Annotated in this window: 24 protein-coding genes; 11 read left to right on the plus strand and 13 right to left on the minus strand. The window is 64.2% G+C overall.

The annotated features are described in order from the left end of the window. The first annotated feature begins 22 nt into the window (after window positions 1-22). The 3 genes from prfA to ABIB66_RS35035 all read left to right on the plus strand — a co-directional run bounded on the left by prfA (window position 23) and on the right by ABIB66_RS35035 (window position 3,251). Window positions 23-1,108, plus strand: coding sequence for a peptide chain release factor 1 (prfA, locus tag ABIB66_RS35025; RefSeq protein ID WP_354257730.1), 1,086 nt, complete (start codon window positions 23-25; stop codon window positions 1,106-1,108). Between the two features lie 7 nt (window positions 1,109-1,115). Further along, window positions 1,116-1,997 carry a peptide chain release factor N(5)-glutamine methyltransferase gene (gene prmC, locus ABIB66_RS35030; protein ID WP_354207419.1) on the plus strand — a complete coding sequence of 294 codons (882 nt, stop codon included), beginning with the start codon at window positions 1,116-1,118 and terminating at the stop codon, window positions 1,995-1,997. Window positions 1,998-2,459: 462 nt separating this feature from the next. Beyond that, window positions 2,460-3,251, plus strand: a complete 792-nt coding sequence (locus ABIB66_RS35035; RefSeq protein WP_063992452.1) for a DUF4167 domain-containing protein — start codon at window positions 2,460-2,462, stop codon at window positions 3,249-3,251. Between the two features lie 70 nt (window positions 3,252-3,321). Here the strand turns inward: ABIB66_RS35035 and ABIB66_RS35040 are convergent, their stop codons facing one another. After that, a complete protein-coding gene (locus ABIB66_RS35040) occupies window positions 3,322-4,068 on the minus strand; it encodes a class I SAM-dependent methyltransferase (RefSeq protein ID WP_354063374.1) in 747 nt (248 codons plus the stop codon). Window positions 4,069-4,176: 108 nt separating this feature from the next. On the opposite strand from ABIB66_RS35040, the gene gloB reads away from it, so the two are divergent. The 3 genes from gloB to ABIB66_RS35055 all read left to right on the plus strand — a co-directional run bounded on the left by gloB (window position 4,177) and on the right by ABIB66_RS35055 (window position 6,163). After that, window positions 4,177-4,944, plus strand: coding sequence for a hydroxyacylglutathione hydrolase (gene gloB / locus ABIB66_RS35045; protein ID WP_354207416.1), 768 nt, complete (start codon window positions 4,177-4,179; stop codon window positions 4,942-4,944). Between the two features lie 37 nt (window positions 4,945-4,981). Next, window positions 4,982-5,404, plus strand: coding sequence for a cupin domain-containing protein (locus ABIB66_RS35050; protein WP_354257733.1), 423 nt, complete (start codon window positions 4,982-4,984; stop codon window positions 5,402-5,404). 75 nt (window positions 5,405-5,479) lie between these two features. Continuing rightward, the gene (locus ABIB66_RS35055) at window positions 5,480-6,163 is read left to right on the plus strand and encodes a flavin reductase family protein (protein WP_354207414.1); all 684 of its coding nucleotides are present in this window, start codon (window positions 5,480-5,482) and stop codon (window positions 6,161-6,163) included. 282 nt (window positions 6,164-6,445) lie between these two features. On the opposite strand, the gene yddG is transcribed toward ABIB66_RS35055, so the two are convergent. The 3 genes from yddG to ABIB66_RS35070 all read right to left on the minus strand — a co-directional run bounded on the left by yddG (window position 6,446) and on the right by ABIB66_RS35070 (window position 9,589). Continuing rightward, a complete protein-coding gene (gene yddG, locus ABIB66_RS35060; protein ID WP_354207412.1) occupies window positions 6,446-7,315 on the minus strand; it encodes an aromatic amino acid exporter YddG in 870 nt (289 codons plus the stop codon). A 129-nt stretch (window positions 7,316-7,444) separates the two neighbouring features. Further along, entirely contained in the window at window positions 7,445-8,170 is a 726-nt protein-coding gene (gene phbB, locus ABIB66_RS35065) for an acetoacetyl-CoA reductase (RefSeq protein ID WP_275172699.1), read from the minus strand. A 240-nt stretch (window positions 8,171-8,410) separates the two neighbouring features. Then, window positions 8,411-9,589 (minus strand): acetyl-CoA C-acetyltransferase, encoded by a 1,179-nt coding sequence (locus ABIB66_RS35070; RefSeq protein ID WP_275172698.1) that lies wholly within the window; start codon window positions 9,587-9,589, stop codon window positions 8,411-8,413. Window positions 9,590-9,893: 304 nt separating this feature from the next. Here ABIB66_RS35070 and phaR point away from each other — a divergent pair, with 304 nt between their 5' ends. Together phaR and ABIB66_RS35080 are read left to right on the plus strand one after the other, a co-directional pair. Beyond that, on the plus strand, window positions 9,894-10,490 hold the full coding sequence (gene phaR, locus ABIB66_RS35075) for a polyhydroxyalkanoate synthesis repressor PhaR (protein ID WP_354063367.1): 597 nt from the start codon (window positions 9,894-9,896) through the stop codon (window positions 10,488-10,490). 42 nt (window positions 10,491-10,532) lie between these two features. After that, the gene (locus ABIB66_RS35080) at window positions 10,533-11,150 is read left to right on the plus strand and encodes a class I SAM-dependent methyltransferase (RefSeq protein WP_354207409.1); all 618 of its coding nucleotides are present in this window, start codon (window positions 10,533-10,535) and stop codon (window positions 11,148-11,150) included. 12 nt (window positions 11,151-11,162) lie between these two features. Here ABIB66_RS35080 and ABIB66_RS35085 read toward each other — a convergent pair whose 3' ends face one another. Beyond that, window positions 11,163-12,050, minus strand: a complete 888-nt coding sequence (locus ABIB66_RS35085) for a branched-chain amino acid aminotransferase (RefSeq protein WP_354207407.1) — start codon at window positions 12,048-12,050, stop codon at window positions 11,163-11,165. A 115-nt stretch (window positions 12,051-12,165) separates the two neighbouring features. Between ABIB66_RS35085 and ABIB66_RS35090 the strand changes: the two genes are divergently transcribed. Further along, window positions 12,166-13,101 (plus strand): alpha/beta hydrolase, encoded by a 936-nt coding sequence (locus ABIB66_RS35090; RefSeq protein ID WP_354207405.1) that lies wholly within the window; start codon window positions 12,166-12,168, stop codon window positions 13,099-13,101. A 48-nt stretch (window positions 13,102-13,149) separates the two neighbouring features. Here ABIB66_RS35090 and ABIB66_RS35095 read toward each other — a convergent pair whose 3' ends face one another. Beyond that, window positions 13,150-13,395 carry a hypothetical protein gene (locus ABIB66_RS35095; RefSeq protein WP_354207403.1) on the minus strand — a complete coding sequence of 82 codons (246 nt, stop codon included), beginning with the start codon at window positions 13,393-13,395 and terminating at the stop codon, window positions 13,150-13,152. Window positions 13,396-13,714: 319 nt separating this feature from the next. On the opposite strand from ABIB66_RS35095, the gene ABIB66_RS35100 reads away from it, so the two are divergent. Then, the gene (locus tag ABIB66_RS35100; RefSeq protein WP_354207401.1) at window positions 13,715-15,298 is read left to right on the plus strand and encodes a sensor domain-containing diguanylate cyclase; all 1,584 of its coding nucleotides are present in this window, start codon (window positions 13,715-13,717) and stop codon (window positions 15,296-15,298) included. Between the two features lie 13 nt (window positions 15,299-15,311). On the opposite strand, the gene ABIB66_RS35105 is transcribed toward ABIB66_RS35100, so the two are convergent. The 3 genes from ABIB66_RS35105 to ABIB66_RS35115 all read right to left on the minus strand — a co-directional run bounded on the left by ABIB66_RS35105 (window position 15,312) and on the right by ABIB66_RS35115 (window position 17,654). After that, window positions 15,312-15,872, minus strand: coding sequence for a carboxymuconolactone decarboxylase family protein (locus ABIB66_RS35105; RefSeq protein WP_354063357.1), 561 nt, complete (start codon window positions 15,870-15,872; stop codon window positions 15,312-15,314). Window positions 15,873-15,980: 108 nt separating this feature from the next. Further along, window positions 15,981-17,144: a PLP-dependent cysteine synthase family protein gene (locus tag ABIB66_RS35110; protein ID WP_354207398.1), complete on the minus strand. Its 1,164-nt coding sequence runs from the start codon at window positions 17,142-17,144 to the stop codon at window positions 15,981-15,983. A gap of 45 nt (window positions 17,145-17,189) precedes the next feature. Then, entirely contained in the window at window positions 17,190-17,654 is a 465-nt protein-coding gene (locus ABIB66_RS35115; RefSeq protein WP_007599137.1) for an Lrp/AsnC family transcriptional regulator, read from the minus strand. Between the two features lie 163 nt (window positions 17,655-17,817). Here ABIB66_RS35115 and ABIB66_RS35120 point away from each other — a divergent pair, with 163 nt between their 5' ends. Then, complete coding sequence (locus ABIB66_RS35120; RefSeq protein WP_354063352.1) at window positions 17,818-18,831, plus strand: 1-aminocyclopropane-1-carboxylate deaminase; 1,014 nt, start codon at window positions 17,818-17,820, stop codon at window positions 18,829-18,831. A 228-nt stretch (window positions 18,832-19,059) separates the two neighbouring features. Here the strand turns inward: ABIB66_RS35120 and recQ are convergent, their stop codons facing one another. The 4 genes from recQ to ABIB66_RS35140 form a co-directional block, all read right to left on the minus strand. Then, the gene (gene recQ, locus ABIB66_RS35125; RefSeq protein ID WP_354207396.1) at window positions 19,060-20,925 is read right to left on the minus strand and encodes a DNA helicase RecQ; all 1,866 of its coding nucleotides are present in this window, start codon (window positions 20,923-20,925) and stop codon (window positions 19,060-19,062) included. A gap of 249 nt (window positions 20,926-21,174) precedes the next feature. Next, entirely contained in the window at window positions 21,175-21,918 is a 744-nt protein-coding gene (locus ABIB66_RS35130; protein WP_354063348.1) for a polysaccharide deacetylase family protein, read from the minus strand. Window positions 21,919-22,022: 104 nt separating this feature from the next. Continuing rightward, complete coding sequence (metA, locus tag ABIB66_RS35135) at window positions 22,023-23,024, minus strand: homoserine O-succinyltransferase MetA (RefSeq protein ID WP_354063346.1); 1,002 nt, start codon at window positions 23,022-23,024, stop codon at window positions 22,023-22,025. 12 nt (window positions 23,025-23,036) lie between these two features. Continuing rightward, window positions 23,037-24,338: an O-acetylhomoserine aminocarboxypropyltransferase/cysteine synthase family protein gene (locus tag ABIB66_RS35140; RefSeq protein WP_275172685.1), complete on the minus strand. Its 1,302-nt coding sequence runs from the start codon at window positions 24,336-24,338 to the stop codon at window positions 23,037-23,039. Window positions 24,339-24,548 lie beyond the last annotated feature (210 nt).

Genomic DNA, 24,548 nt, shown 5'->3' on the forward strand with positions numbered 1-24,548 from the left:
CCGCATTTTTGAGACTGAACCGATGTCGTCACTCCCCGAAGCCAAACTGGACGTCCTGCTCGCGCATCACGCCTCGCTGGAGGCCGAATCGCTCGGTCAGCTCGCCTCCGAACGCTATGTGCAGATCACCCGTGAGCTCGCCGAGCTCACGCCGCTGATCGAAGCGGTCAAAGCCTATCGCTCGGCCGTCAAGGAGCTCGCCGACACCGAGGCGCTGATCGCCGACCCCGCGACCGATGCGGAGATGCGCGGCATGGCGGAAGCCGAGCGCGACGAGCTGACGCCCAAGATCGAGGAGCTGGTCCAGAAGATCCGCGTCGCGCTGCTGCCGAAGGACGCCATGGACGACCGCAACGTGGTGCTGGAAATCCGCGCCGGAACCGGCGGCGACGAGGCTTCGCTGTTCGCCGGCGATTTGTTCCGGATGTACGAGCGCTTCGCGGCCCTGCAGGGCTGGAAGGTCGAGGTGATCTCGGCAAGCGAGGGCAGCGTCGGCGGCTATAAGGAAATCATCGCCGAGGTGCAGGGCCGCGGCGCGTTCTCGAAGCTGAAATTCGAGTCCGGCGTGCACCGGGTGCAGCGCGTACCGGACACCGAGACGCAGGGGCGCATCCACACATCCGCCGCCACCGTCGCCGTGATGCCCGAGGTCGAGGAGGTCGACGTCGAGATCAGGAACGATGATTTGCGTATCGAGACGATGCGCGCCGGAGGCGCCGGCGGCCAGCACGTCAACAAGACGGAATCGGCGATCCGCATCACCCACATCCCGACCGGCATCGTGGTGATGATGCAGGACAGCCGCTCGCAGCACAGGAATCGCGCTTCCGCCATGAACATCCTGCGTTCGCGCATCTACGACGCCGAGCAGCAACGCCTCGACGCGGCGCGCTCGGCCGAGCGCAAGGAGAAGGTCGGCTCCGGCGATCGCAGCGAGCGCATCCGCACCTATAATTTCCCGCAAGGACGCGTCACCGATCACCGCATCAATTTGACGCTCTACAAGCTGCCGCAGGTGATGGCGGGCGAAGCGCTGGGCGAACTGACCGACGCGCTGACCACCGAGCACCAGGCCGCGCAGCTCGCCGCCCAGGGCGCGGCGGCGTGACCGGCGCGTGAGCAATCCCTTCACCCGATTATCCGTTGAGAGCGCGCGGCGCGCGCTGGCCGCGCAACTGAGATCGGCGCAGCTCGAAGAAGCCGAGCTCGACGCGCGTATCCTGCTCGGCGCGGCACTCGGACTTGATCTCACAGGCCTCATCGCGCAGGCCGCCCGCCTGCTCGCGGAAGCCGAAACGTCGCGGCTCGCGCAATATGCCGGGCGCCGCATCGCCGGCGAGCCGGTCGCCCGCATTCTCGGCACACGTGAATTCTGGGGCCTGCCGTTTCGTCTGTCGGAAGCAACGCTGGTGCCGCGTCCCGATACCGAGACCGTGGTCGAACTCGCGCTCGAAATCTTTCGCGAGCGGCAAGCCTCCCATCAGATCCGCATTGCTGATATCGGCACCGGATCCGGCGCCATCCTGCTCGCGCTGCTGCACGAAATTCCCGGCGCCTTCGGCGTCGGCACCGATCTCAGTCTGACCGCGATCAAGACCGCCAGAGACAACGCCGCGGCTCTGGGCCTCGCCGACCGCGCCAGCTTCGTCGCCTGCTCCTACGCAGCCGCGCTCCGCGGCCCGTTCGATCTCATCGTGTCGAACCCGCCCTACATCCCGTCGGCCGAAATTCCGAAACTGAGCATCGAGGTGCGCGAGCACGATCCGCATCTGGCGCTCGACGGCGGCAATGACGGTTACGACGCCTATCGGGCCCTGATCCCGCAGGGGGCTGAACGTCTCGCCCCCGGCGGAGCCCTGATCGTCGAGGCCGGACAGGGCCAGGCCCGGAATATTGAAACCTTGATGACGGCTGCCGCGTTGGTCGTGGACAGGCCGCCCAAGGCCGATCTGACGGGCATCCCGCGGGCGGTTTCGGCCCGGAAAATGCCCCCATAAAAGCCGGATTGGTCTGCAAAAAACCTCTTGGAATATCCCTTGGGAACGACTACCTTCCGATCAACACATCGGTGCCGGCCCCGTAGACCTACGGGCGAAAGCCGGGCTCTCGGGCGAGAGCTTACTGATAATGGTTCCAAGCCGCAGGTCCTGTTGAGCGCGATGGCCATTTGAGCTGCGCTGCTTACCGACCGCAACGTGAACGAAAGCCTGATATTGCGCTTGAAGACTTACGCAACAAAGCAGGGCTTGTTTCGGCAGGCGATATGAATGGGTTCGCTGGCGATGGATGCTGGCGGTGGGGAACGCGTCTTTTGTTGAACGCGACGGTCGACGAACATCGGCAGGGATCAATCCGCTCTTGCGTGCGGTTGCGCGCAAGCGATGTGAACCGCTGTCACCAGGTCACTCTCGGCAATCAGTAATGCGTGCAACCTTTAGGGCTGGAATTAAAGGCAGGACATGAGAAACGGTCAGAACAAGCAGCGGATGCGCAACCGCAACAATAATAATAACAATAACAACAATAATAACCGGCGCGGCCAGAACCCGATGACCCGGGTCTACGAGTCCAACGGACCCGACATCAAGATCCGCGGCACGGCTTCGCATATTGCTGAAAAGTATCTCCAGCTCGCGCGCGACGCGCGCTCCTCTGGAGACCCCGTTGCGGCCGAGAACTACTACCAGCATGCCGAGCATTATTTTCGCCTGATCGCGACGGCTCAGGAACAGTTCCGGCAGAACCAGCAGCCGCGCGGCGATGAGCCCATCAGCAACAGCAGCGGCGACGACGGCGAGGACGACGGCGAGAATTTCTCGAATTTCGGCCAGGAGCCGGGCTTTGTCCCACAGCCGCCGCCGCAGCCCTTCACGCGCGACCGCGACGGCCCGCGCGATCATCAACCGCGTGATCATCAGCCCCGCGACAACCACTATCAGCGCGACAACCAGCAGCCGCGCGAGCATCGCGAACGCGACCATCGTCCGCAGCCGCAATATCAGCCCCAGCCGCAACCGCTGCCGCTGAACCAGCCCCAGCCCGTCGTCGCCGACGCTGTCAGCGTCGATCGGCTGCCCTCTTTCATCACCGGCCCGCAACCGCAGGTGAGCGGTGGCGCGCCCGGCCAGGCCGGCTTCGAGGGTGGTGGTGGCGAGCGCTTTCCGCGGCGGCGCCGCCGGCCGAATGGCCCGCGCCCCGAGCGCGAAGCCGCTCCGGCCGCCTCGAGCGACGAAGTGGCCCCCGGCGAGTAAACCTTTCGCCGGACATCTTGCGCCAGATACCCTGACCTGAATCGTCCCGGCATGTCCGGGACGATTTTTTTTAGCTGCGCGTCGCCGTCGTCGAGGACGGTACCAGCACCGGCTTCGCCAGCGAGGGAATCAGCCGCGCCCGCTCGCGCTTGGCGGGGATCGCGCGGTAGACCTGCTTGGTCGCCTCGACGATGTGCACGCCGGCGAAGGGCAGCGACAGCGCGGCGCCGGCGCGCTCCCACATCTGCGCGGATTTCAGCACCCAGCCGCCGGCATAAGGCGGCATGAACAGCGCCTCGCCCCAGGTGGTCGGGGTGAACCAGGTCTGGCGCAACAGGTCGGTGATCTGCGAGCGCGAATAGGGCCGGCCGTGACCGAACGGCGTGCTGTCGGTGCGGGTCCACACCCCGCGCCGGTTCGGGATGACCGCAATCATGCGGCCGGACGGCGACAGCACGCGCCACACCTCGCGCAGCAGCGCGGCGGGATCGTCCGACATTTCCAATGCATGGACCAGCAGGATGCGATCGACCGCGGCGTCGGGAAGCGGCAGCGAGAACTCATCCACCAGCGAGGCGAGCGCCGGCCGTCCCGTCGGCCATTTCAGGACGCCCTGGGCCGACGGCATGAAGGCAATGCAGCGCTCCGCGTCCTCGCGGAACAACCCGAGATAGGGTGTGGGATAACCGAAGCCGAGCACCCGCTGGCCGTCGACGCGCGGCCAGCGCTCCCGAATGCCGCGATTGATCATTTGCCGCGCCACAATCCCGAGGCGACGGGAGTAGAACTCGCGGAGGTCGACGACATCAATGGTCATGACCGCAATGTAACATGCACGAGGCGGCCCCTGCGCGCGGAATATTGCATTGCCTGCGCAACGTTAACGCCATATTTGTCTGACGGAGCTGAGCGCGATGGAGATGACATGGCCGCCGAAATTCGTACTTTTACCTGTTTAAACGACAATTTCGGTTATCTGATCCACGATGTGGAAACCAAGGCGACGGCGTCGATCGACGCGCCGGAGGCCGGCCCCATCGTGAAGGCGCTCGAGCGCGAGGGCTGGCAGCTCACCGACATCCTAATCACCCATCATCATGGCGATCATGTCGGCGGGGTCGCCGAACTCAAGCAGAAATACAATTGCCGCGTCGTCGCGCCGCATGACAAGACGACGGAGATCGCAGACGTCGACCTGCGCGTCGCCAATGCCGAAATCGTCAAGGTCGGCAGCTTGCTGGGGCGTGTACTGGAGACGCCCGGCCACACGCTCGACCACATCTCCTACGTGTTCGACACCGAGAAAGCGCTGTTCGCCGCCGACACGCTGTTCTCGATCGGCTGCGGCCGCGTGTTCGAGGGCACCTATCCGATGATGTGGGATTCGCTTCTGAAGCTGCGTGCCCTGCCCGACGACTTCAATCTCTATTGCGGCCATGAATATACGGCATCCAACGTCAAGTTCGCGCTGACCGTCGATCCCGACAATGCGGCGCTGCAGGCGCGCGCGGCGGAGGTGGCGAGGCTGCGGGCCGAGAACAAGCCGACCATTCCCTCGCTGCTTGGTGATGAGAAGCGGACAAACGTGTTCCTGCGCGCCGATGAACCGTCGATCGCAGCCAGGCTGCACATGAAGGGCGCGGATGCCACCGCGGTGTTCGGAGAGCTGCGCGAGCGCAAGAACAAATCTTGAAGAACAAGTCTTGAAGAACAAATCCTGACGGGAATCGATGCCGACCGCAGCCGAGATCATCGCGCGCCTCGAACTCCGCCCACATCCCGAAGGCGGGCATTACCGCGAGACGTTTCGCGACCAAACCACGGACGCCAACGGCCGCGCGCGCTCGACCCTGATCTATTTCCTGCTGGCGCGCGGCGAGCGCTCGCACTGGCATCGCATCGATGCTGTCGAGAGCTGGCACTATTACGCCGGCAGCCCGCTGACGCTGCGCATCGCCCACGACGGCTGCTCCCAGCACGAGGTGCGGCTCGGCACGGATCTGTTGAACGGCGAGCGGCCACAGGCGATCGTGCCGGCCGATGCGTGGCAGACGGCGGAGACCACCGGCGAGTGGACCCTGGTCGGCTGCACCGTGGCACCCGCCTTCGAGTTCGCCAAGTTCGAGCTCGCGCCGAAGGGGTGGGAGCCCTGAATCTCAATCTGGAATCGGGTGGGTTCGGTCCGCGTCACGCCTTAGGACAGCGCTTCCAGCGAACAGGAGCGCACGATGCACGGAATACTCGGCCCCGCCGCCGTCCAGATCGACCCGGCCATTTTGTATTTCGGCACGCCCGTCGTCCTCATCGGCTCAACCAATGAAGACGGCACTTCCAATCTCGCGCCGATGTCGTCGGCATGGTGGGTCGGGTGGCGCTGCATGCTGGGACTGGCCCGGAATTCCAAGACCACCGAGAACATGATTCGCACGGGCGAATGCGTGCTCAATCTGCCGTCCGCCGATCTCGTAGCCGCGGTCGATCGCCTCGCACGGACCACGGGATCGGCTCCGGTGCCGCCCGGCAAACTCTATCGCGGCTATCGGCACGAAAAGGACAAGTTCAGCGTTTGCGGATTGACAGCGCTGGCAGGCGAAACGGTCGGCGCACCACGCGCGGCCGAGTGCCCCGTGCAGATGGAAGCCAAGGTCGCGCATATGCACGAGATGGCGCAGGACGATCAGGTCTTTCGCGGCCATCTGGCCGCGATCGAGGTCCGCATTACCCGCGTGCATGCGCATCCCAACATCATGATGGACGGTGCAAGCAACCGCATCGATCCGGACAAATGGCGGCCGCTGATCCTCAGCTTCCAGGAGTTCTACGGCCTAATGCCACAACGCTTGCAGCGCTCCGAACTCGGACAGATTCCGGAGGCGATGTATCGGCCGCCGGGTTGGCAGCCGGCGCTTTAGCTGCGGATCAATCCTGGTCGGCTGGAGTGGGCTTCCGCACGGGTATTCGACGAACAAACCTCGCCGGAAGCCTCTCATAGGCCGGCCGATAACCACCGGCTCGATAATCTTCCTCTGTCAATTCAATGAAGGATTTTCCATCGCTTATCGTAACGGTCTCGGGCCGGCCATTCGCGTGCTCGTTCCGATAAACGCCGGTGAATGTTTCGGGCGCCGCGCTGACTTGCGCCACGGCGCCCGGAGCTGGGAGCATCGAGATCAGCAGTATGGCGAACGAGCGCCTCATCGCTTCCGCAGCACCATGTCCTTCGCCGCGATCAGGCCGCCGCCGGCGATCAGGATCGCGGCGATGGTGATATTGGCACTCGCCTTCGCAAAGCCAGCGGCGATGAGGAAGCCGGTCGAGAGCAGCGGCGTCGCATAGGAGGCGGCGCCCAGCACGCGGATGTCGCCGCGCTTCATGCCGATGTCCCAGGCGTAGAACGCAGCACCGACGGGACCGATGCCGAGCGCGATGACGGAAAGCCATTGCAGCGTGGTGTCCGGCCATACGGTGGTTTCAAGCAGTCCATGCATCAGCGCGGCAAGCACCGCGGTGGCGAGGCAGAATCCGGCGACCGCATCGGTCGGCACTGCCTTCAAGCGCCGCGACAGCACCGAATAGGTTGCCCAAACGAACGCTGCGATGAAGGCCGCGGCCAATCCCGGCAATTGCTCCGGCGTGAAGCCCAAGGTGTTGCCGGCGAACAGCAGCACGGTGCCGACGAGGCCGAGCATGGCGCCGACGATGTGATGCGCGGCCAGCCGCTCGCCCGGCAGAAACGACGAGAACAGCACGATCAGGAGTGGCCACAGATAATTCAGCAGGCCGGCTTCAGCCGGTGGCGCAAAGCGCAACGCGAGGAAATACAGCGCGTGATAGCCGAACAGTCCGCCGACACCGACGGTCCACACGACCAGCGGCTGACGCAGGCTTTTGGCCGCCTCGCCGCGGCCGATCCAAGTGAGCAGGCCGACCAGACCGCCGATCGCGAACGTCATCGCGGCGAGCTGGAACGCCGGGATTTTTCCGGTCGCCACCGTCATTACTGACAGCAGCGACCACATCAGGATCGCGGTCAATCCGATCAGCGTTGCCGTGCGGGGAGTCATCGATCAAAAGGCTCTGAGGACGTTTATGCCCGGCACAAGGCCGGGCATTTTCGTCTTCACTATCGCCTTGTCGCGCCTGAAGCTACAGGCATTTGGCTCAGCGACGTCCAGCCGAGAGAATTGGCGTCATCAGGCTTGGTATTGGCCGCCGTTGATGGTCAGCGTCGAGCCGGTCATGAAGCCGGCCTCGTCCGCCGCCAGGAACACGACCGCGCGCGCGATCTCTTCCGGTTCACCGAGCCGGTTCACCGGGATCTGCGGGATCACGTTCTTTTCCAGGACGTCCTTTGGCACGGCCTGCACCATTTCGGTGTTGATGTAGCCGGGACAGATCGCGTTGACGGTGATGCCGCCCTTGGCGTTCTCGAGCGCGAGCGCCTTGGTGAAGCCGATGTCACCGGCCTTCGCCGCGGAATAGTTGACCTGGCCGAACTGTCCCTTTTGGCCGTTGATCGACGAGATCGAGATGATGCGACCGAACTTGCGCGCACGCATGCCTTCGATGATTGGACGCGTCATGTTGAACAGCGAACCGAGGTTGGTATTGATGACGGCGTTCCACTGCTCGAGGGTCATCTTGTGGAAGGCGGTGTCGCGGGTGATGCCGGCATTGTTGACGAGCACGTCGATCGGGCCGACCTCGGCCTCGACCTTCTTCACGCCCTCGGCGCAGGCATCGAAATTGCTGACGTCCCATTTGTAGACCGCGATGCCGGTCTCGGCCTTGAACTTCTCCGCCGCCGCATCGTTGCCGGCATAGCTCGCCGCAACCTTGTAGCCAGCCGCCTTCAGCGCCTTGCTGATTGCAGCTCCGATGCCCCGCGTACCACCCGTCACCAATGCAACACGTGCCATATCGTATTTCCTTCCCTTGGACTCTTCGGACGTTTCTGAGTGATCGTTTTTAAGTGCGGATTATGGGGGACGTTTGACGGACATCAAGAACAAAACGCCCGGCGTCGAGCCGGGCGTTTCTCTTTAATTGAGGCTTGTACGGTTGCGAAGAATATTTGATTTGCAACCGCTGCCTTTTTAATCGCGTGCAACGCACTCAGCAACGCGTGCAGCGCACGCGCAAATGATGCGTCAACTATCTCAGTCGCGCGCCACACACATCGCGATACCCATGCCGCCGCCGATGCACAGCGTGGCGAGGCCCTTCTTCGAATCGCGCTTCTGCATTTCATGCAGCAGCGTCACCAGAACGCGCGCGCCGGAGGCGCCGACCGGATGGCCGATCGCGATCGCGCCGCCGTTGACGTTGACCTTGGAAGTATCCCAGCCGAGATCCTTATTGACGGCACAAGCCTGCGCCGCGAAGGCTTCGTTGGCCTCGATCAGGTCGAGATCGCCGACATTCCAGCCGGCCTTCTTCAGCGCGGCGCGCGAGGCCGGGATCGGGCCAGAGCCCATGATCTTCGGATCGACGCCCGCCTGCGCCCAGGACACGATGCGCGCGAGCGGCTTCTTGCCTTCCTTGGCGGCTTGCCTGGCGGTCATCAGCACCACGGCGGCAGCGCCGTCATTGATGCCGGACGCAGAGCCCGCGGTGACCGTGCCGTCCTTCTCGAAGGCGGGACGGAGCTTCGCCATCGCGTCGACCGTTGCGCCATGGCGCGGATATTCGTCGGCGCTGACGACGACATCGCCCTTGCGTCCCTTGATGGTGACGGGAACGATTTCGTCGTTGAATTTACCGGCCTTCTGCGCGGCCTCGGCCTTCTGCTGCGAGGCGACCGCGAACTCGTCCTGCTGGGCGCGGGTGATCTGCCACTGCCGCGCGACGTTCTCGGCGGTGTTGCCCATGTGATAGCCGTTGAAGGCGTCCCACAGGCCGTCCTTGATCATGGTGTCGATGAATTCGACTGCACCCATCTTTACGCCGCCACGCAGGTACTGGGCGTGCGGAGCCATGCTCATGGATTCCTGCCCGCCGGCGACCACGATCTCGGAATCGCCGTTGAGCAGCGCCTGATAGCCGAGCGCAACGGTGCGCAGACCCGAGCCGCAGAGCTGGTTGACGCCCCAGGCCGGGCTCTCGACCGGAATGCCGGCATTGATCGAAGCCTGACGGGCCGGGTTCTGGCCTTGGGCGGCGGTCAGGATCTGGCCCATGATGACTTCGGAGACCCGGCCGGGCTCGATGCCGCCGCGCTCCAGCGCGGCCTTGATGGCGATGGCCCCGAGATCATGGGCGGGAAGGGTTGCGAACGCTCCGTTGAAGCTTCCGACCGGGGTGCGGGCGGCGCTGACGATGACGACATCGTCTGACATGGGCATCTCCTGGGTTGTATGGGGGCAGACGGGGCTGGGGAAACGGCTCGCCAGTCTCGGACGGCATCCTGTTAACGTCGTTGAGGCATGTCAATCGGCCGGCGGCCGAATTCATCCCGCAGCGCATTCAAAATAGCGTTCTTGGCGCTTTCGCAAGCACGTTTTTGCTGCCCGATTAACCGTGGCGCACAAAACGGTAGCGTGACCCCTTTGAAAATGCTTATTTTGTTGCGTTGCGTACTCTTCCCGCCCTGCGGCATAGCCCGACAGGTTCCCGTTCTCCGCGTCTTGCAAGTGAGAGCCCATGGCGAAATCAGACCAACCCACCACGATCAAGAAATACGCGAACCGCCGGCTCTATAACACCGGAACGAGCACTTACGTGACGCTGGAAGACCTCGCCGCCATGGTCAAGGACGGCGAAGATTTCCTAGTCTACGACGCCAAGACCGGCGACGACATCACCCGCTCCGTGCTCGCCCAGATCATCTTCGAGCAGGAGAACAAGGCCGGCCAGAACCTGCTGCCGACCACCTTCCTGCGCCAGCTGATCCGCTTCTACGGCGACAGCATGCAGATGGTGGTGCCGAAATATCTGGAACAGGCCATCGCGTCGCTCACTCAGGAGCAGGAGAAGTTCCGCAAGCAGATCGCCACCTCCCTGTCCGGAACCCCGTTTGCGCCGCTGGAGGAACAGGTCCGCCGCAACATGGAGCTGTTCCAGCAGACCTTCTCGATGTTCAAGCCTTTCGCGCCCGGCGCGGCACGCCCCGCAGGCTCCGCGGAGCCGGCCCCGGAGGCGACCGCCGAGGCGCCGAAGGACAGCAACATCGACGATCTGCGCCAGCAGATGAAGGACATGCAGGAACGCCTCGAGCGGATGTCGAAGAAGGACGAGTAGATCGTCCCTCTGCGCCGGCTCCCGGCAAGCCGGAGGACGCGCATGTCCGACCGAAGCACCCATTGGGACAATGTTTACGCCACCAAGGGCGAAGCCGAGGTCAGCTGGTTTCAGAACAGTCCGGCGACTTCGCTCGCGATGATCCGGGCGGCCAATCCGGACCGCGCGGCCGCGATCATCGACATCGGCGGCGGCGCATCGCGACTTGTCGATGCTCTCCTGCTGGACGGATATCGCGACGTCGCCGTGCTGGATCTCTCAGCCAATGCGCTTGATGCTGCAAAGAAGCGAATTGGCACAGCCGCTTCGAGGGTCGACTGGATCGTTGCCGACGCCACGACATGGCGCCCGACAAAGGCATACGATCTATGGCACGATCGGGCGGCGTTTCACTTCCTGACCGACTCCCGCGACAGGACCGGATACATCGAGCGGCTGCGGTCGGCGGTTGCGCCCGGCGGCCACGTCATCATTGCGACGTTTGCACTCGACGGCCCCGAGAAATGCAGCGGCCTGCCGGTGCAGCGTCATGACAGCGCGAGTCTTGCGGCTGAGCTCGGGCCGGGGTTCGAGCTGGTCGAAACGCGCAACGAGGCGCACCACACGCCGTGGAATTCGACGCAGGCCTTTCAGTTCAGCCGGTTCAAGCGACACAGCTAAGGGCAGCGCGAATCAAGCCGCCAGCTTCACCGCGTGGGCAAAGTCCCAATAGAGCTTCCGCGCGCGAATGTAGAGCGGGCCCGGCTTCAGCTCGCGGTCGTCGATACGGATCACCGGCGCGACTTTTGCGAAATTGCCGGTCGAAAAGATCTCGTCGGCGGCGAGGAAGTCGGCATAGCGTAGCGTCTTCTCGAACACGGTGACGCCATCGGCGCGAAGCAGGCTGATGACGCGCTGGCGGGTGATGCCGTTGAGAAAGGTGCCGTTCGGCACCGGCGTGTAGACCACGCCGTCCTTGGCCATGAACACGTTGGAATTGCCGAACTCCGCGACGTTGCCGAGCATGTCGAGCATCAGCGCGTTCTGGAAGCCGCGCGAGGCGGCCTCTGCAAGCGCGCGCGAATTGTTCGGATAGAGACAGGCGGCCTTGGCCTCGACTGGAGCGCATTCGGCGGTGGGCCTGCGGAACGGCGACAGCGTGATCGCGCTGCCGACGGGTTTCGGCATCGGCGCCTCGTAGATGCACAGGCACCAATCGGTGGTCTCGGGATCGAACAGCACGCCGCCGCCCGAGCCGTTCCGTGCCCAGTACATCGGACGGACGTAGAGCTCGGCATTCGGCGCGAAGCGCGCGATGCCCTCGTTTGCGAGCGTCATCCAGGTTCCGGTATCGACCACCGGCTTCAGGCCGAAGTTGATCGCGGATTGATTGGCGCGGGCGACGTGGCGGTCGAGATCGGGCGCGACGCCTTCGAACGCACGCGCGCCGTCGAACACGACCGAGCCGAGCCAGGCCGCATGCGTGCGCGGACCCATGATCGGCACATTGCCGTCATGCCATTTGCCCTCGAAGAAGGTCCAGCTCGGTGAATATGCGATGGGCTTTTTGATCTCGGCCATGACCGGCCTCCCCTTGGCGTGGTGCCGCATTATAGCGCCACTATTGGGCGCAATTTCTAAATGATTCCCTGCGGGAGAATGGTGAGTTACCCTCCCGGAAGGGAAAGGAAGTCCCATGCCGCTCGATCCGCTCGCAAAGCGCTTGTTGACCATGATGGCTGCGGCTGCGCCGCAGGCACGGAGCCGGCCCAGCGTGGAGGCACGCCGGCAATCATTGGCAAAACTGATGCAGTTTGCGCGCGCCGATGCGCCTGACGTGACGTCGTCCGACGGCGTGCTGCCTGGTCCCGGCGGCGCGCTGCCCTATCGCCTCTATTCACCCGCAGGCGCCGATGATCGCGCGCCCGGCTTCGTGTTCTTTCACGGCGGCGGCCTCGTTGCCGGCAGCATTGCCACGCATGACCGCATCGCGGCGGCATTGGCACATGCGACCGGCTGCCGTCTCGTCTCGGTCGATTACCGGCTGGCGCCCGAGCACAAATTCCCCGCCGCCGTGGACGATGCGATCGCAGCCACCGAATGGGTGGCGCGCGAGGCCGCATCGCTCGGCATCGACGCCGGGCGTCTGGTGCTCGGCGGCGATTCCGCGGGTGCAACGCTCGCTGCGATCGTGTGCCAGGAGGCGGCGCAGAGCGCAGGCCTTTCCATCGTCGCGCAATGCCTGATCTGCCCGGTGCTGGATTTCGAGGAGGCCTCACCTTCGCGCGAGGCGTTCGCCGAGGGCCACCTGATCGATCGCATCACGATCGAAGCCGATCTCGCCGACTATCTGCCCGAGGCCCTGGATGCCGCCGATCCCCGCATCTCGCCCTTGCGCGCGACGCGGCTTGCGGGCCTGCCGACCGCAATCATCCACACCGCCGAGTTCGACCCGATGCGAGACGAGGGCAATGCCTATGCGCGCAAGCTGCTCGCCGCGGGCGTCGCCGTCGAGCACGTCTGCCACGAGGGCATGGTCCACAATTTCCACGCCATGGGCGCAATTCTGCCGCAGGCGCAGCTCGTGCTGTCGCAGATCGGTGAGCAGGTCAGGCGGGCGGTAGGGACGTGAAACACCTCGTTTTGCCATCTCCAAAGACAGGAGAGGGAAGAGAATGCCTCACGCTCTCGCCTCGATGACGGAACGCGCTGCCGCGACGTAGTTTGGCCAATACGTGTCCGCATAACGCTCGGCTTGTCGCGCGCAGGTGACGTCGGGCGCATGGGCAGCCGCAATCATGCGCGCAAAGCGCTCTTCAGCGACCGTCACATCATCGGACGCGGCCGAGGCCGCGGCTCCTGCGGCGGTCGGCGCAACGGCGAGTCCCGCCAGTCCGGCGAGCAGGATGCGGCGTGACGTGTCCATGGCTGTCGTTCTCCATTGTCCGGCCTGCACTCTGGCGGGGGACTGTGTCGGTGCGGTCACGGCAAGGTACCTGCGTGCATTCGCACCGTCCACCGATTGCGGACACCGCGTGACCACACGGGCGATCACAATCCAGCAGGCAGTTCCGCCATCAGACGCGTCGGATTGTCACGACAGCGGCCGCTCCCCTCATCGTTGAGGTAGACGACGGCCGGATGCGTGAACCAATTATTAGCCCTCTCGCAAAATCGCGCACCAGCTTACCCTTCTGCAAGTAAGCTTCGGGCAAACTGGGCCGCTTTCGCCTGGGAGGTTGGGAATGCCCCGCTTGGTATCGGAACGAACGTTCCTCGCCGGCCAGATCTTCTTCAACTTCGGCCAGTCGACGATCGATTGCGTCGTGCGCCGGATGTCCGAAGACGGCGCGATGCTGGAGATGCAGAGCAGCCTCGGCGTGCCCGATCGGTTCCAGCTCCGGCTCGCAGGCCAGGAGGTCTTCTCCTGCCGTGTGCTCTGGCGGTCGGACCGTCAGGTCGGGGTTGCGCTCGGAGCGGAAAATCATATCGAGCCGAAGGCCGTCGACGAGCAGGAGCGGCGAACCGATTCGCTGATACGTGGACAGATGCTAGCGCTTCGCGCGGCTCTCGATTTCGTTCCGCTGGGCATCGTGCTGCTGGACGCCAATCTCCGCGCGCAGTTGATCAATCGGGCGTTCCGGCAGATGTGGCTCCTGCCGGAGGAAGTCGCCAACAGCAACCCGTCATTTGCGACGCTGATGCATCATGGCCGCGATACGCTCGCCTACGAGATTCCGCCGGCCGAGCTGGAGTCTTATGTCGCCGAGCGCGTCCGTCAAATACAGGCAGGCGATGCGTCGCCGCGCGACCTGCGCCGTACCGGCGGCGACGTCGTTCGGATGCAATGCACGCCTCTGCCCGACGGCGGGCGAATGCTGACCTATACGCCGGTCACCGACATCGTGCGCTATTCCGACGAACTGAAATTGCTGCGCGATGCCCTCGAGAATGTCGAGGACGGCGTGCTGCTGCTCGACCGCGATCTCAACGCCAGCTTCATGAACCGGCGGATGCGGCGGTTCTGGGACGTGAGCGAACAGGAAGCCGCCGCCCGCCCGACCTATGCATCGTTGGTGAGCCGGGTGCACCGTGCGAGCGCGCCCGATCTTCCGGCTAACGAACTGGCGAAATTTCCCGTCAAGCGCATCGCCGAGGTCAAGGCGGGCGATCATGTGCGCGACCTCCAGACACCGGATGCTCGGCGGATCAGGGCCCACTGCACCACGATGTCGAACGGCGGCCGCATGCTGACCTATGTCGACATTACCGATCTCACCAACAAGGCCAACATGCTGGAGCGTCTGGCCACCACCGACCCGCTCACGGGCCTCTATAACCGCCGCCATTTGCTCGGCTCGCTCGAGGCCGAATGGAGCCGCTTCCAGCGCTACTATCGCTCTGTTTCGGTCCTGATGCTCGACATCGACCATTTCAAGTCGGTCAACGATCGCTATGGTCACGCGGTCGGAGACGAGGCGATCAAGGCCGTGTCGGCCGCATGCCTCGATGGCAAGCGCAAATCGGACGTCGTCGGCCGCTTCGGTGGCGAGGAGTTCGCGATTCTGCTGCCGGAGACCAGCCTGTCGCGTGCAAGGATCGTCGCCGAGAGAATCCGCAAGCGCGTAATGAGCTCGCAGATCGTTGCCAATCAGGTTCAGTTCGGCGTCACCGTGAGCATCGGCATTGCGGAAGCCAGTGTCAGCATGTCCGGCATCGACGCCTTGATGAGCGCGGCCGATCACGCGCTCTACCAGGCGAAGGCCGACGGTCGCAACCGCTGTATTGCCTGGTCGCCCCCGCCGCCCATGAACAAGGCGGCGGAGTGATCGCACCGCAGATCTATTCCGGCACCGGCACGTCGAACGTGTTCAGCGTGACCGACACCATGCAGTAAACGCCGACGAGATAGGACAGTTCGGCCGCGCCGTGCTCGCCGAATTCCTTGACCGCGGCTCGATAAGTCAGTTCCGGCAGCACGCCGCCGCTGACCAATGCGGACGCCACGTCGTAGGCGACCGCCTCCTGCTTTGTGAGATCCACCGGGCGCTGTCCGGCGACGATGGTCGCGAGCTTCTCGTCGGAGAGGCCGCGCTGCTCGGCGACCAGCACATGCGCATAGAGCTCGTAGCCGGAGCGGAAATGCGAGCCGGTGACGAGTATCGCGACCTCACGCACCGGCGCCGGCAGCAGCGGGTTCGCCGCGATCGCCTTGACCAGCTCCCACACGGGCTTGCCGAAGCGCGGCTCACGGATCCAGGGATTCCAGGGACCGAGCAGCGCGCCATCGTCGCGCATGTTCACAAAGCCCTTGAAGTGGTCCTTGATGCCGGCTCGCATGTCGTCATAGAGCGGCTTCTGTTCGGCACTCAGGTCTTTCGGATCGAGAATGGGAAGGCGCACGGCAGAGTCTCCTCGTTGAGAGGCGCGAGGCTCGCCCGCGCGACGGCGCAAGGCAAGTGAAGTTGCCGTGACGGCCGTGCAATTTTGTAAATGGCAGGGAGGCGCCAGCTATAAGGCCTCAGGATTTCGCAAGTTCTGCGGATTTGTTACGTCTTCGAACTCAAGCGCCAGTGGTTGCGCTGTGTCGAGGAACGACGACAGGGCCGCCTCGAACGGCGCTGGATCGAGACCGCGCGCTTTCAGCCAGGCGGGCTCATAATAGGTCTGCCGGTAGCGCTCGCCGGAATCGCAGATCAGCGTCACCAGCGACCCCGTCTGATTCGTCTTTCGCATCTCCGAGGCGAGCCGGCACAGCGCCAGGAAATTGGTGCCCGTAGAGCCTCCCACCGGGCGGCGCAGCCGGCGCGACAGCACGTTCATCGCCGCGATCGTCGCCGCATCGGGGATCTTCATCATGCGGTCGACCACGCCCGGCACGAAGGAGGGTTCGCAGCGCGGCCGGCCGACACCTTCAATCAGCGAGGGGCGGTCGCAAATATGGGAGCGGTCCTGCGAGCTGAAGCAGTCGAAGAAAGCGGAATGCTCGACGTCGGCGACGCACAGCCGCGTCGGATATTGGCGGTAACGCAAATAGCGTCCGATGGTGGCCGAGGTGCCGCCGGTGCCCGCGCCCATCACGATCCAGTCCGGCAGCGGGCGCGGCTCGCCCTGCAATTGGGTGAAGATGGATTCGGCGATGTTGTTGTTGCCGCGCCAGTCGGTGGCGCGCTCGGCGAAGGTGAACTGGTCCATGTAGTGGCCGCCCAGCCGCTTGGCCAGCGCGCCGGCCTCCGCATACAGCGCACGGCCGTCGTCGATCAGATGGCAATTACCGCCGTAATGCTCGATCGCGGCGATCTTCTCCGCCGAGGTCGTGCGCGGCATCACGGCATAGAAGGGCACGCCGATCATCTGTGCAAAATAGGCTTCCGACACCGCGGTCGATCCCGACGAGGCCTCGACGACAGGCGTACCTTCGCGGATGTGGCCGTTGCAGAGCGCGTAAAGGAAGAGCGAGCGCGCGAGCCGGTGCTTCAGGCTGCCGGTCGGATGCGTCGACTCATCCTTCAGATAGATGTCGATGCCTGATAGCGCCGGCACGATCAGCCGGATCAGATGCGTGTCGGCCGTGCGGCACTGGTCGGCCTCGATCGCGGCGACGGCTTCGTCGACCCATCCGCGCCGATAGGCCGGTCCGGCCGGATTGAGATGCCGGAAGGGAAATGTCTGCATCGGCTGAATCTCTCATGATGCGGATCGCGCATCAATAGCTCCCGCTCAAAACTCCAGCGGCGCGTTGTCGACGACTTCCTTCATCACGAAGAAGGTGCGGGTCTGGCGCACGCCGGGCAGCGCGATCAGCTGCTCGCCGTGGATACGGTTGAAGTCTTCCATGTCGCCGACGCGGATCTTGAGGAAATAGTCGAAGTCGCCGGCGACGAGGTGACAGTCGAGCACGAATTTCAGCCTGGTGATCGCCTGCTCGAAGATCGCAAAGCTCTCCGGCGTCGAACGGTCGAGCACGACGCCGACCATCACCAGCGTGCCCTTTGCCACCTTCTTCGGCGCGACCATGGCGCGGACGGCGGCGATGAAGCCGTGCTCGAACAGGCGCTGGGTGCGGCGATGGCAGGTGGCGGGACTGATGGCGACGGTTTCGGCCAGCTCCGCGTTGCTGAGGCGGCCGTTATTTTGCAGCAATCGCAACATCTTAAGGTCGATACGATCGAGACGAGCGGACATGGAAGAAGCTTCCGTGATTAGCATCTAATCCGAAAGGAATAGCACAGCTTCACGCCATTTTCGTAAGATCACGCGCAACAGAGGCGCAATATTTGAAAGCACCTTTTTGCAGCCCGATGCTAGCGTTTTCGCAGACATTAACGCCAATCAGGATGACCTGACGATGCTCGAAAAATTCGCGCGCTATCCGCTGACCTTTGGTCCGACACCCATCGAGAAGCTGGAGCGGCTGTCAAAGCATCTCGGCGGCAATGTCGAGGTCTATGCCAAGCGCGAGGACTGCAATTCCGGCCTCGCCTACGGCGGCAACAAGCTGCGCAAGCTCGAATACATCATCCCCGACGCGATCGCGTCCAACGCCGACACGCTGGTCTCGATCGGCGGCGTGCAGTCCAACCACACCCGCATGATCGCGGCGGTGGCGGCCAAGATCGGCATGAAGTGCCGCCTGGTGCAGGAGGCCTGGGTGCCGCACGAGGACGCCGTCTATGACCGCGTCGGCAACATCATGCTCTCCCGCATCATGGGCGCCGACGTGCGCCTGGTCGACGACGGCTTCGACATCGGCATCCGCAAGAGCTGGGAGGAGGCGATAGAGGAGGTGAAGGCGGCGGGCGGCAAGCCCTATGCGATTCCCGCCGGCGCCTCCGTGCACAAATTCGGCGGGCTCGGCTATGTCGGCTTCGCCGAAGAAGTGCGCAAGCAGGAAGCTGAGCTCGGCTTCAAGTTCGACTACATCGTGGTCTGCACCGTCACCGGCTCGACCCATGCCGGCATGCTGGTCGGCTTCGCCGCCGATGGCCGCGCGCGAAAGGTGATCGGCATCGACGCCTCCTTCACCCCGGCGCAGACCAAGGCGCAGGTGCTCTCGATCGCACAGAACACGGCCAAGCTCGTCGAGCTCGGCAAGGATCTCGTCGCCGACGACGTCGTGCTGATCGAGGATTACGCGTATCCCGCCTATGGCGTGCCGTCGGAAGAGACCAAGGAGGCGATCCGCCTCACCGCGCGTCTCGAAGCCATGATCACCGACCCCGTCTACGAGGGAAAGTCGATGCAGGGCCTGATCGACCTTACGCAAAAGGGCTATTTCGAGAAGGGCGCCAAGATCCTCTACGCCCATCTCGGCGGCGCGCCGGCGCTGAACGGCTACGGGTATGCGTTCAGGAACGGCTGAGGTAGGCCGCACCTCGCGCCTCATTTACCGCTGTCGTCCCGGCCTAGTGCGCAATTGCGCACGGGGGCCGGGACCCATAACCCCGGGAGCAGTTTGGCGAGGAGCGTCGTCGCGCGTGCCCCAAGACAAATCACGCGGTATGGATCCCGGATCTGCGCTCCGCTTCGCTGCGCTTGTCTGGGATGACGATGTGGAGAGAGTTGGCGCGCTAACAACCGCCACCGCGCCCTACCGCGTCCTGACGATCTGCAGCAGCTCGTCGCCGTAATGCTCGAGCTTCTTGTCGCCGATGCCGGGCACGTTGCGCAGCTCGTCCAGCGTGGTCGGCCATGCGCGAACGATGCCGTCGATGGTGGCGTCGTGCAGCACGACATAGGCCGGAACGCCACGTTCGCGGGCAATATCCGAGCGCCACGCTCGTAGCCGCGTACGCAATTCAGGATCGACATCGCCCTGCGGCGCGCCGGGCGCCGGCGCCAGATCACCGCGGCGGGACTTGGCGCGGCTCGAACGGATCCGGGCGCCGGGCGCTTCCTCGCGCAGCCACACTTCCGTTTCGCCCCGCAGCACGCCGCGCGACGAATCCGTCAGCTTCAGCGCGCCGAACGCTTCGCTGTCACTCTGCAAATGTCCCATCGCCACGAGCTGCCGCAGCACCGTGCGCCACTGCTTCTCGTTGAGCTCGCGTCCGATGCCGAACACCGTCAGCTTGTCGTGGCCGAACTGCGTCACCTTCTCGGTCAGGCGTCCGATCAGCACGTCGATGAGATGCATCGCGCCGAAACGCTGCCCGGTGCGATAGGCACAGGATAGCAGTTTTTGCGCCAGCACCTTGCCGTCGCGCATTTTCGGCGGCGTCAGGCAATTGTCGCAATTGCCGCAGCCCTCGCCCATCACGATCTCGCCGAAATAGGCGAGCAGCCGCCGACGCCGGCAGTGCGGCGTTTCGGCAAGGCCAACGAGCGCATCGAGCTTGCCGATCGAGACCCGCTTGAATTCCTCGGAGCCGCTCGACTCGTCGATCATGCGGCGCTGCTGCACGATGTCCGAGAGACCGTAGGCCATCCAGGCCGCCGACGGCTTGCCGTCACGGCCGGCGCGTCCTGTCTCCTGGTAATAGGCCTCGATGCTCTTGGGCAGATCGAGATGCGCGACGAAGCGCACGTCGGGCTTGTCGATGCCCATGCCGAAGGCAATGGTCGCGACGATGACAATGCCGTCCTCGTTGAGGAAGCGGTCCTGGTTGCGCGAGCGCACGCTGCTGTCGAGCCCGGCGTGATAGGGCAACGCCGCAATGCCGGCGTCGTCGAGCGCGGCAGCGACCTCCTCCACGCGTTTGCGGGACAGGCAATAGACGACGCCCGCATCGCCCGCGTGACGATCCCGAATGAAATCCTTGAGCTGCGACACCGCATTGCGCTTGTCGACGATCTCATAACGGATGTTGGGACGATCGAAGCTGGAGACGAAGTGCGGACTGTCTGCAAGCTGAAGCCGCTCGACGATTTCCTTGCGGGTCAACTCGTCGGCCGTCGCAGTCAGCGCGATGCGCGGCACGTCGGGAAAGCGCTCGGCGATGATCGACAGGCCGACATATTCGGGGCGGAAATCATGCCCCCATTGCGAGACGCAATGCGCCTCGTCGATCGCGAACAGCGCCACCTTCGCCCGCGCCAGCAGCGCCAGGCAGCGCGGCGTCACCAGTCTCTCCGGCGCGACATAGAGCAGGTCTAGATCACCCGCGATCAGGCGCCGCTCGATATCGGAGGCTTCCTGCGGGGTCAGCGACGAGTTCAGCGCGGCGGCGTTGACGCCTGCTTCGAGCATGGCGGCGACCTGGTCGCGCATCAGTGCAATCAAGGGCGACACTACGACACCGCAGCCTTCGCGCAGCAGCGCCGGCAGTTGATAGCACAGCGACTTGCCTCCGCCGGTCGGCATCAGCACCAGGCAATTGCCGCCGTCGGTGACGTGCCGGATGATCTCGCCCTGCGCGCCGCGGAACCCGGGCAGGCCGAACACCGAACGCAGCACCGACAGCGCATCGCGGCCGTTTTGGAGCGCAGGAAGCGGAGCGGTGGAAGGAGGGGACATGGAGTGGCGGACCTGGGATTCGTCCCAAGGCCAGTCGCATGACCGCGCAGGCGTGGCAAGACTGTTTGCGGAGCGAGACGCGAGTCTTCCCCTCTCCCCCTGTGGGAGAGGGTGGCTCGTCGCGTAGCGGCGAGACGGGTGAGGGGTACCTCTCCGCGCGTGAGCCTGCTGCAGTTGAATTCGCGGAAACAACCCCTCATCCGGCGCTTCGCGCCACCTTCTCCCACAAGGGGAGAAGGGAAGAAGTCGCTACGCCCCTATCCTTCGCAACGCTTCCGCGACCGTCACGATTGGCATGTCGCGCTTCCCGGCGGCCTGCAGCGCATGGCGCATCAGGTGCGGCGTGCAGCCATACGGGCTCGCCGCGTTGGCGACGTCATGACCGTAGAAGATCAGCCATCCGCCGCTCTCGACCGCCTCGTCGAAATAGCGATCGACACCGGCAATATCGATCTCGCAATCGACCAGGGGCGAGGCCCTCAGGAACTGGAGATCGATGACGTCGCGATTGACGCCGGGAAGGATGCCGCGCGCCGAGCGGAAGGTCTTGGCGAGCTGCGGCTTGCGCCACACCGACGCGATGCCATAGGGGTAAGCGAAATTTTCCAGCGTGATCGAGGAATCGATGGCGCGAAAATGGCTGCGGTTTCGCTCGATCTCGCGGGCCATGGCGGCCTCGTCGAGATTGACCGCACTCAGGTGCGAGAAAGTATGGCAGGCAATCTCGTGTCCGGCCCGGTGAAGCCGCACCACGGCGTCGTTTGACAGCCCGTGCCAGTGGTCCGAGGGACGATCGACCAGGCTGCCGGCGAGATAGAACGTGCCGCGGCCGCCATGCTGCTCCAGAAGCCCGGCCCCCTCGCCTGCGGCGCTATCGGGGGCATCGTCGAAGGTAAAGCTCACCATGGGCGCATGCGCGGGCAGCCGGTGCGGCGCGGCGCGGAAATGCCGGGCCAGCCGATTGCTCACGCGTCCCTGGAGTGCCGACCACACGACTCGCATTTCCTGTCTGCCCCGCCCCTCACTGAAGCATTCGTGCGCTGCTCGAGGCAAGCTTCACACTTCGTTAGTCCTAACGTCGACCCCGCCGTCCTGACCTATCGTGCAAGCACCGACGCGTCGGTCTCCGCACCGAGATATTGCAGCCAGTTCCGGAACAATGCCGCCGCGGCGCTGCCCGCGGCGATATCGGCACGCAAATTCAGCGCCGGCAGTTCGTTGCTGAGCGCGGGGTGGCGCTGGTGCCTTGCCTGCTTCTCGAAGCGCACCAGCTTCTCTTCGCTCGCAGCGTCAAAATAGCTCACGGGCAAATGCGGATAATTGTCGCGCTCACGCGCGAGGTAACGGCCGACGTCGCGCAGATATTCACGCTGAAGCGACAGCGCGTCATATTCCGGATGGCCCTGGAAGAACACGAAGCGGCTGGCATATTGCCGGACGAAGATGTCGACGCCGGCCTTTGCCGAGCGCGTCAGCACCTGGTAGCCGGCCTGCGCGAGGTCGCTCTCGGCGATCTCGTTGAGACGCGAATGCGGGACCTTGAGCGGCGCAGGCGCGGCCCGCGTCAGCGGATCGCTGGTCACGGCCTCGCAGTCGAAAATGCCGTGACATTTGGCCGACAGCGGCCGCCTTTCGATGCGGTCGAGATGCAGCACCGCGGCATGGGCAGCGAGGCACGACCAGATCGTGGAGCGCGTGTTGACCTTGGCCCAGTCGATCAGCTCGGTGAGGTCGCGCCAGTACGGTTCCTGGTCGAGCTCGGGCGCGATCGGCTCGGCGCCGGTCACGATCAGACCGTCGAACTTGTGGCGCCTGAGTTCGGTGAGTTCCGAATATTCGCTCTCGACATGCCATCTCGCTTCCGGCGAGCGCTTGACCGAGGGCAGCGAGAAGCATTGAAAGCGGACGCGGCGCGGACCTGCTGCGGCTTGCAGCAGCTTCATGAACTGCCGCTCGGTCGCCTTCAGCGCGGGATCCGGCATGTTGTTGATCAGGCCAATGGTGAGCTCGGTGCCGCCGGGCTCGCGCGCCAGATCACCCGCTCGCGGCACCAGCGTCGGGCTCGATATGGCTTGATCCCTGTCGATCAGGATCGTCATCGGCGCGGCCGCCTACTCCGCGGCCTGGAGGCGCGCGGACGGGCAGGCCTTTTCCAGCGCCTGGTCGAGGTCCTCGATGATGTCCTGGCAATGCTCGATACCGATCGACAAGCGGATCGTTTCCGGCAAAACACCGGCGACCCGCTGCTGCTCCGCCGACATCTGCCGGTGCGTCGTCGAGGCCGGATGGCAGGCCAGCGACTTGGCATCGCCGATATTGACGAGACGCGTGATCAGCTTCAGCGCATCATAGAAGGACTTGCCGGCTTCCATGCCGCCCTTGATGCCGAAGGTGAACAGCGACGACGCGTTGCCGTCGAGATATTTCTGCACCAGCGGATAATAGGGGCTATGCGGGAAACCGGTGTAGTTGACCCAGGCGACGCGCGGATCCTTGCGCAGGAATTCGGCGACCTTGCGGGCATTCTCGCAGTGGCGCTCCATGCGCAGCGCGACGGTCTCGATGCCCTGGAGCAGCAGGAAGGCGTTGAACGGCGACAGCACCGAACCCATGGTGCGCTGATAGATGCTGCGCGCGCGTTCGATATAGGCCGTCTTGCCGAAGCGCTCGGCATAGACCAGGCCATGGTAGGAGGCGTCCGGCTTGTTGTAGCCCGGGAAGCGATCGGCGTGCTTGGCCCAGGGGAAATTTCCGGAATCGACGATGGCGCCGCCGAGCGTGGTGCCGTGGCCGCCCAAAAACTTGGTCAGCGAATGCACGGCGATGTCGGCGCCGTAATCGAACGGCTTGAGCAGGATGGGGGTTGCAACGGTATTGTCGACGATCAGCGGCACGCCATGCGCATGCGCGATCTTCGCCAGTGCTTCGATGTCGCAGACATTGCCGGCGGGATTGCCGATGGTTTCGGCGAACACGGCGCGGGTGTTCTCGTCGATCAGCTTTTCGATCGCCTCGGGCTTGTCGCTCTCGGCGAAGCGGCCGGTGATGCCCTGCCGCGGCAGGATGTGCGAGAGCAGCGTGTGCGTGGTGCCGTAGAGCTGCGGCACGGAAACGATGTTGCCGCCGTGATCGGCGACATTGACGAAGGCGAAATGCAGCGCGGCCTGCCCGGTCGCGACCGCAAGCGCGCCGACGCCGCCCTCGAGCTCGGCGATACGTTTCTCCAGCACCGCGCTGGTCGGATTGGCGATGCGGCTATAGCGATAGCCTTCGGTCTCGAGATTGAAGAGCGCCGCGCCGTGATCGGCGCTATCGAAGGCGTAGGCCGCGGTCTGGTAGATCGGCACGGCAACCGCGTGCGTGGTGGCTTCGGGCTCGTAGCCGGCGTGAATAGCGATCGTCTCGTTGCGCATCGTGCCACCTCCGCGTGGAGCGGGCCGCACTTATTGGCCTGTATGAGGCATGTGCGTTGTCCGCCGTCCCTCTGTTAGAGGCGGGTGGTAAAGCGGACAATAATTCGTCTAGAGATCGAGGAAGTAACCCTAACACTTGTTGGGGAATTGGCTAAAATTCAAGTCAAATTGTTAATGAAGGCAGCGACCACGCTGCACTCCCTTCTCCCC

Origin of the sequence: Bradyrhizobium sp. F1.13.3 (genome assembly GCF_040548265.1) — a bacterium.
Classification (GTDB): domain Bacteria; phylum Pseudomonadota; class Alphaproteobacteria; order Rhizobiales; family Xanthobacteraceae; genus Bradyrhizobium.

Bases quoted from the DNA above. Each gene is read 5' to 3' on its own strand.
- phbB (WP_275172699.1), bottom strand. From the start codon at position 8,170: ATGGCACGTGTTGCATTGGTGACGGGTGGTACGCGGGGCATCGGAGCT.
- ABIB66_RS35055 (WP_354207414.1), top strand. From the start codon at position 5,480: ATGCACGGAATACTCGGCCCCGCCGCCGTCCAGATCGACCCGGCCATT.
- ABIB66_RS35035 (WP_063992452.1), top strand. From the start codon at position 2,460: ATGAGAAACGGTCAGAACAAGCAGCGGATGCGCAACCGCAACAATAAT.
- gloB (WP_354207416.1), top strand. From the start codon at position 4,177: ATGGCCGCCGAAATTCGTACTTTTACCTGTTTAAACGACAATTTCGGT.
- ABIB66_RS35080 (WP_354207409.1), top strand. From the start codon at position 10,533: ATGTCCGACCGAAGCACCCATTGGGACAATGTTTACGCCACCAAGGGC.
- ABIB66_RS35090 (WP_354207405.1), top strand. From the start codon at position 12,166: ATGCCGCTCGATCCGCTCGCAAAGCGCTTGTTGACCATGATGGCTGCG.
- metA (WP_354063346.1), bottom strand. From the start codon at position 23,024: ATGACGATCCTGATCGACAGGGATCAAGCCATATCGAGCCCGACGCTG.
- ABIB66_RS35110 (WP_354207398.1), bottom strand. From the start codon at position 17,144: ATGCAGACATTTCCCTTCCGGCATCTCAATCCGGCCGGACCGGCCTAT.
- ABIB66_RS35085 (WP_354207407.1), bottom strand. From the start codon at position 12,050: ATGGCCGAGATCAAAAAGCCCATCGCATATTCACCGAGCTGGACCTTC.
- ABIB66_RS35040 (WP_354063374.1), bottom strand. From the start codon at position 4,068: ATGACCATTGATGTCGTCGACCTCCGCGAGTTCTACTCCCGTCGCCTC.
- ABIB66_RS35140 (WP_275172685.1), bottom strand. From the start codon at position 24,338: ATGCGCAACGAGACGATCGCTATTCACGCCGGCTACGAGCCCGAAGCC.
- ABIB66_RS35095 (WP_354207403.1), bottom strand. From the start codon at position 13,395: ATGGACACGTCACGCCGCATCCTGCTCGCCGGACTGGCGGGACTCGCC.
- ABIB66_RS35115 (WP_007599137.1), bottom strand. From the start codon at position 17,654: ATGTCCGCTCGTCTCGATCGTATCGACCTTAAGATGTTGCGATTGCTG.
- ABIB66_RS35120 (WP_354063352.1), top strand. From the start codon at position 17,818: ATGCTCGAAAAATTCGCGCGCTATCCGCTGACCTTTGGTCCGACACCC.
- ABIB66_RS35100 (WP_354207401.1), top strand. From the start codon at position 13,715: ATGCCCCGCTTGGTATCGGAACGAACGTTCCTCGCCGGCCAGATCTTC.
- yddG (WP_354207412.1), bottom strand. From the start codon at position 7,315: ATGACTCCCCGCACGGCAACGCTGATCGGATTGACCGCGATCCTGATG.
- phaR (WP_354063367.1), top strand. From the start codon at position 9,894: ATGGCGAAATCAGACCAACCCACCACGATCAAGAAATACGCGAACCGC.
- recQ (WP_354207396.1), bottom strand. From the start codon at position 20,925: ATGTCCCCTCCTTCCACCGCTCCGCTTCCTGCGCTCCAAAACGGCCGC.
- ABIB66_RS35070 (WP_275172698.1), bottom strand. From the start codon at position 9,589: ATGTCAGACGATGTCGTCATCGTCAGCGCCGCCCGCACCCCGGTCGGA.
- ABIB66_RS35050 (WP_354257733.1), top strand. From the start codon at position 4,982: ATGCCGACCGCAGCCGAGATCATCGCGCGCCTCGAACTCCGCCCACAT.
- prfA (WP_354257730.1), top strand. From the start codon at position 23: ATGTCGTCACTCCCCGAAGCCAAACTGGACGTCCTGCTCGCGCATCAC.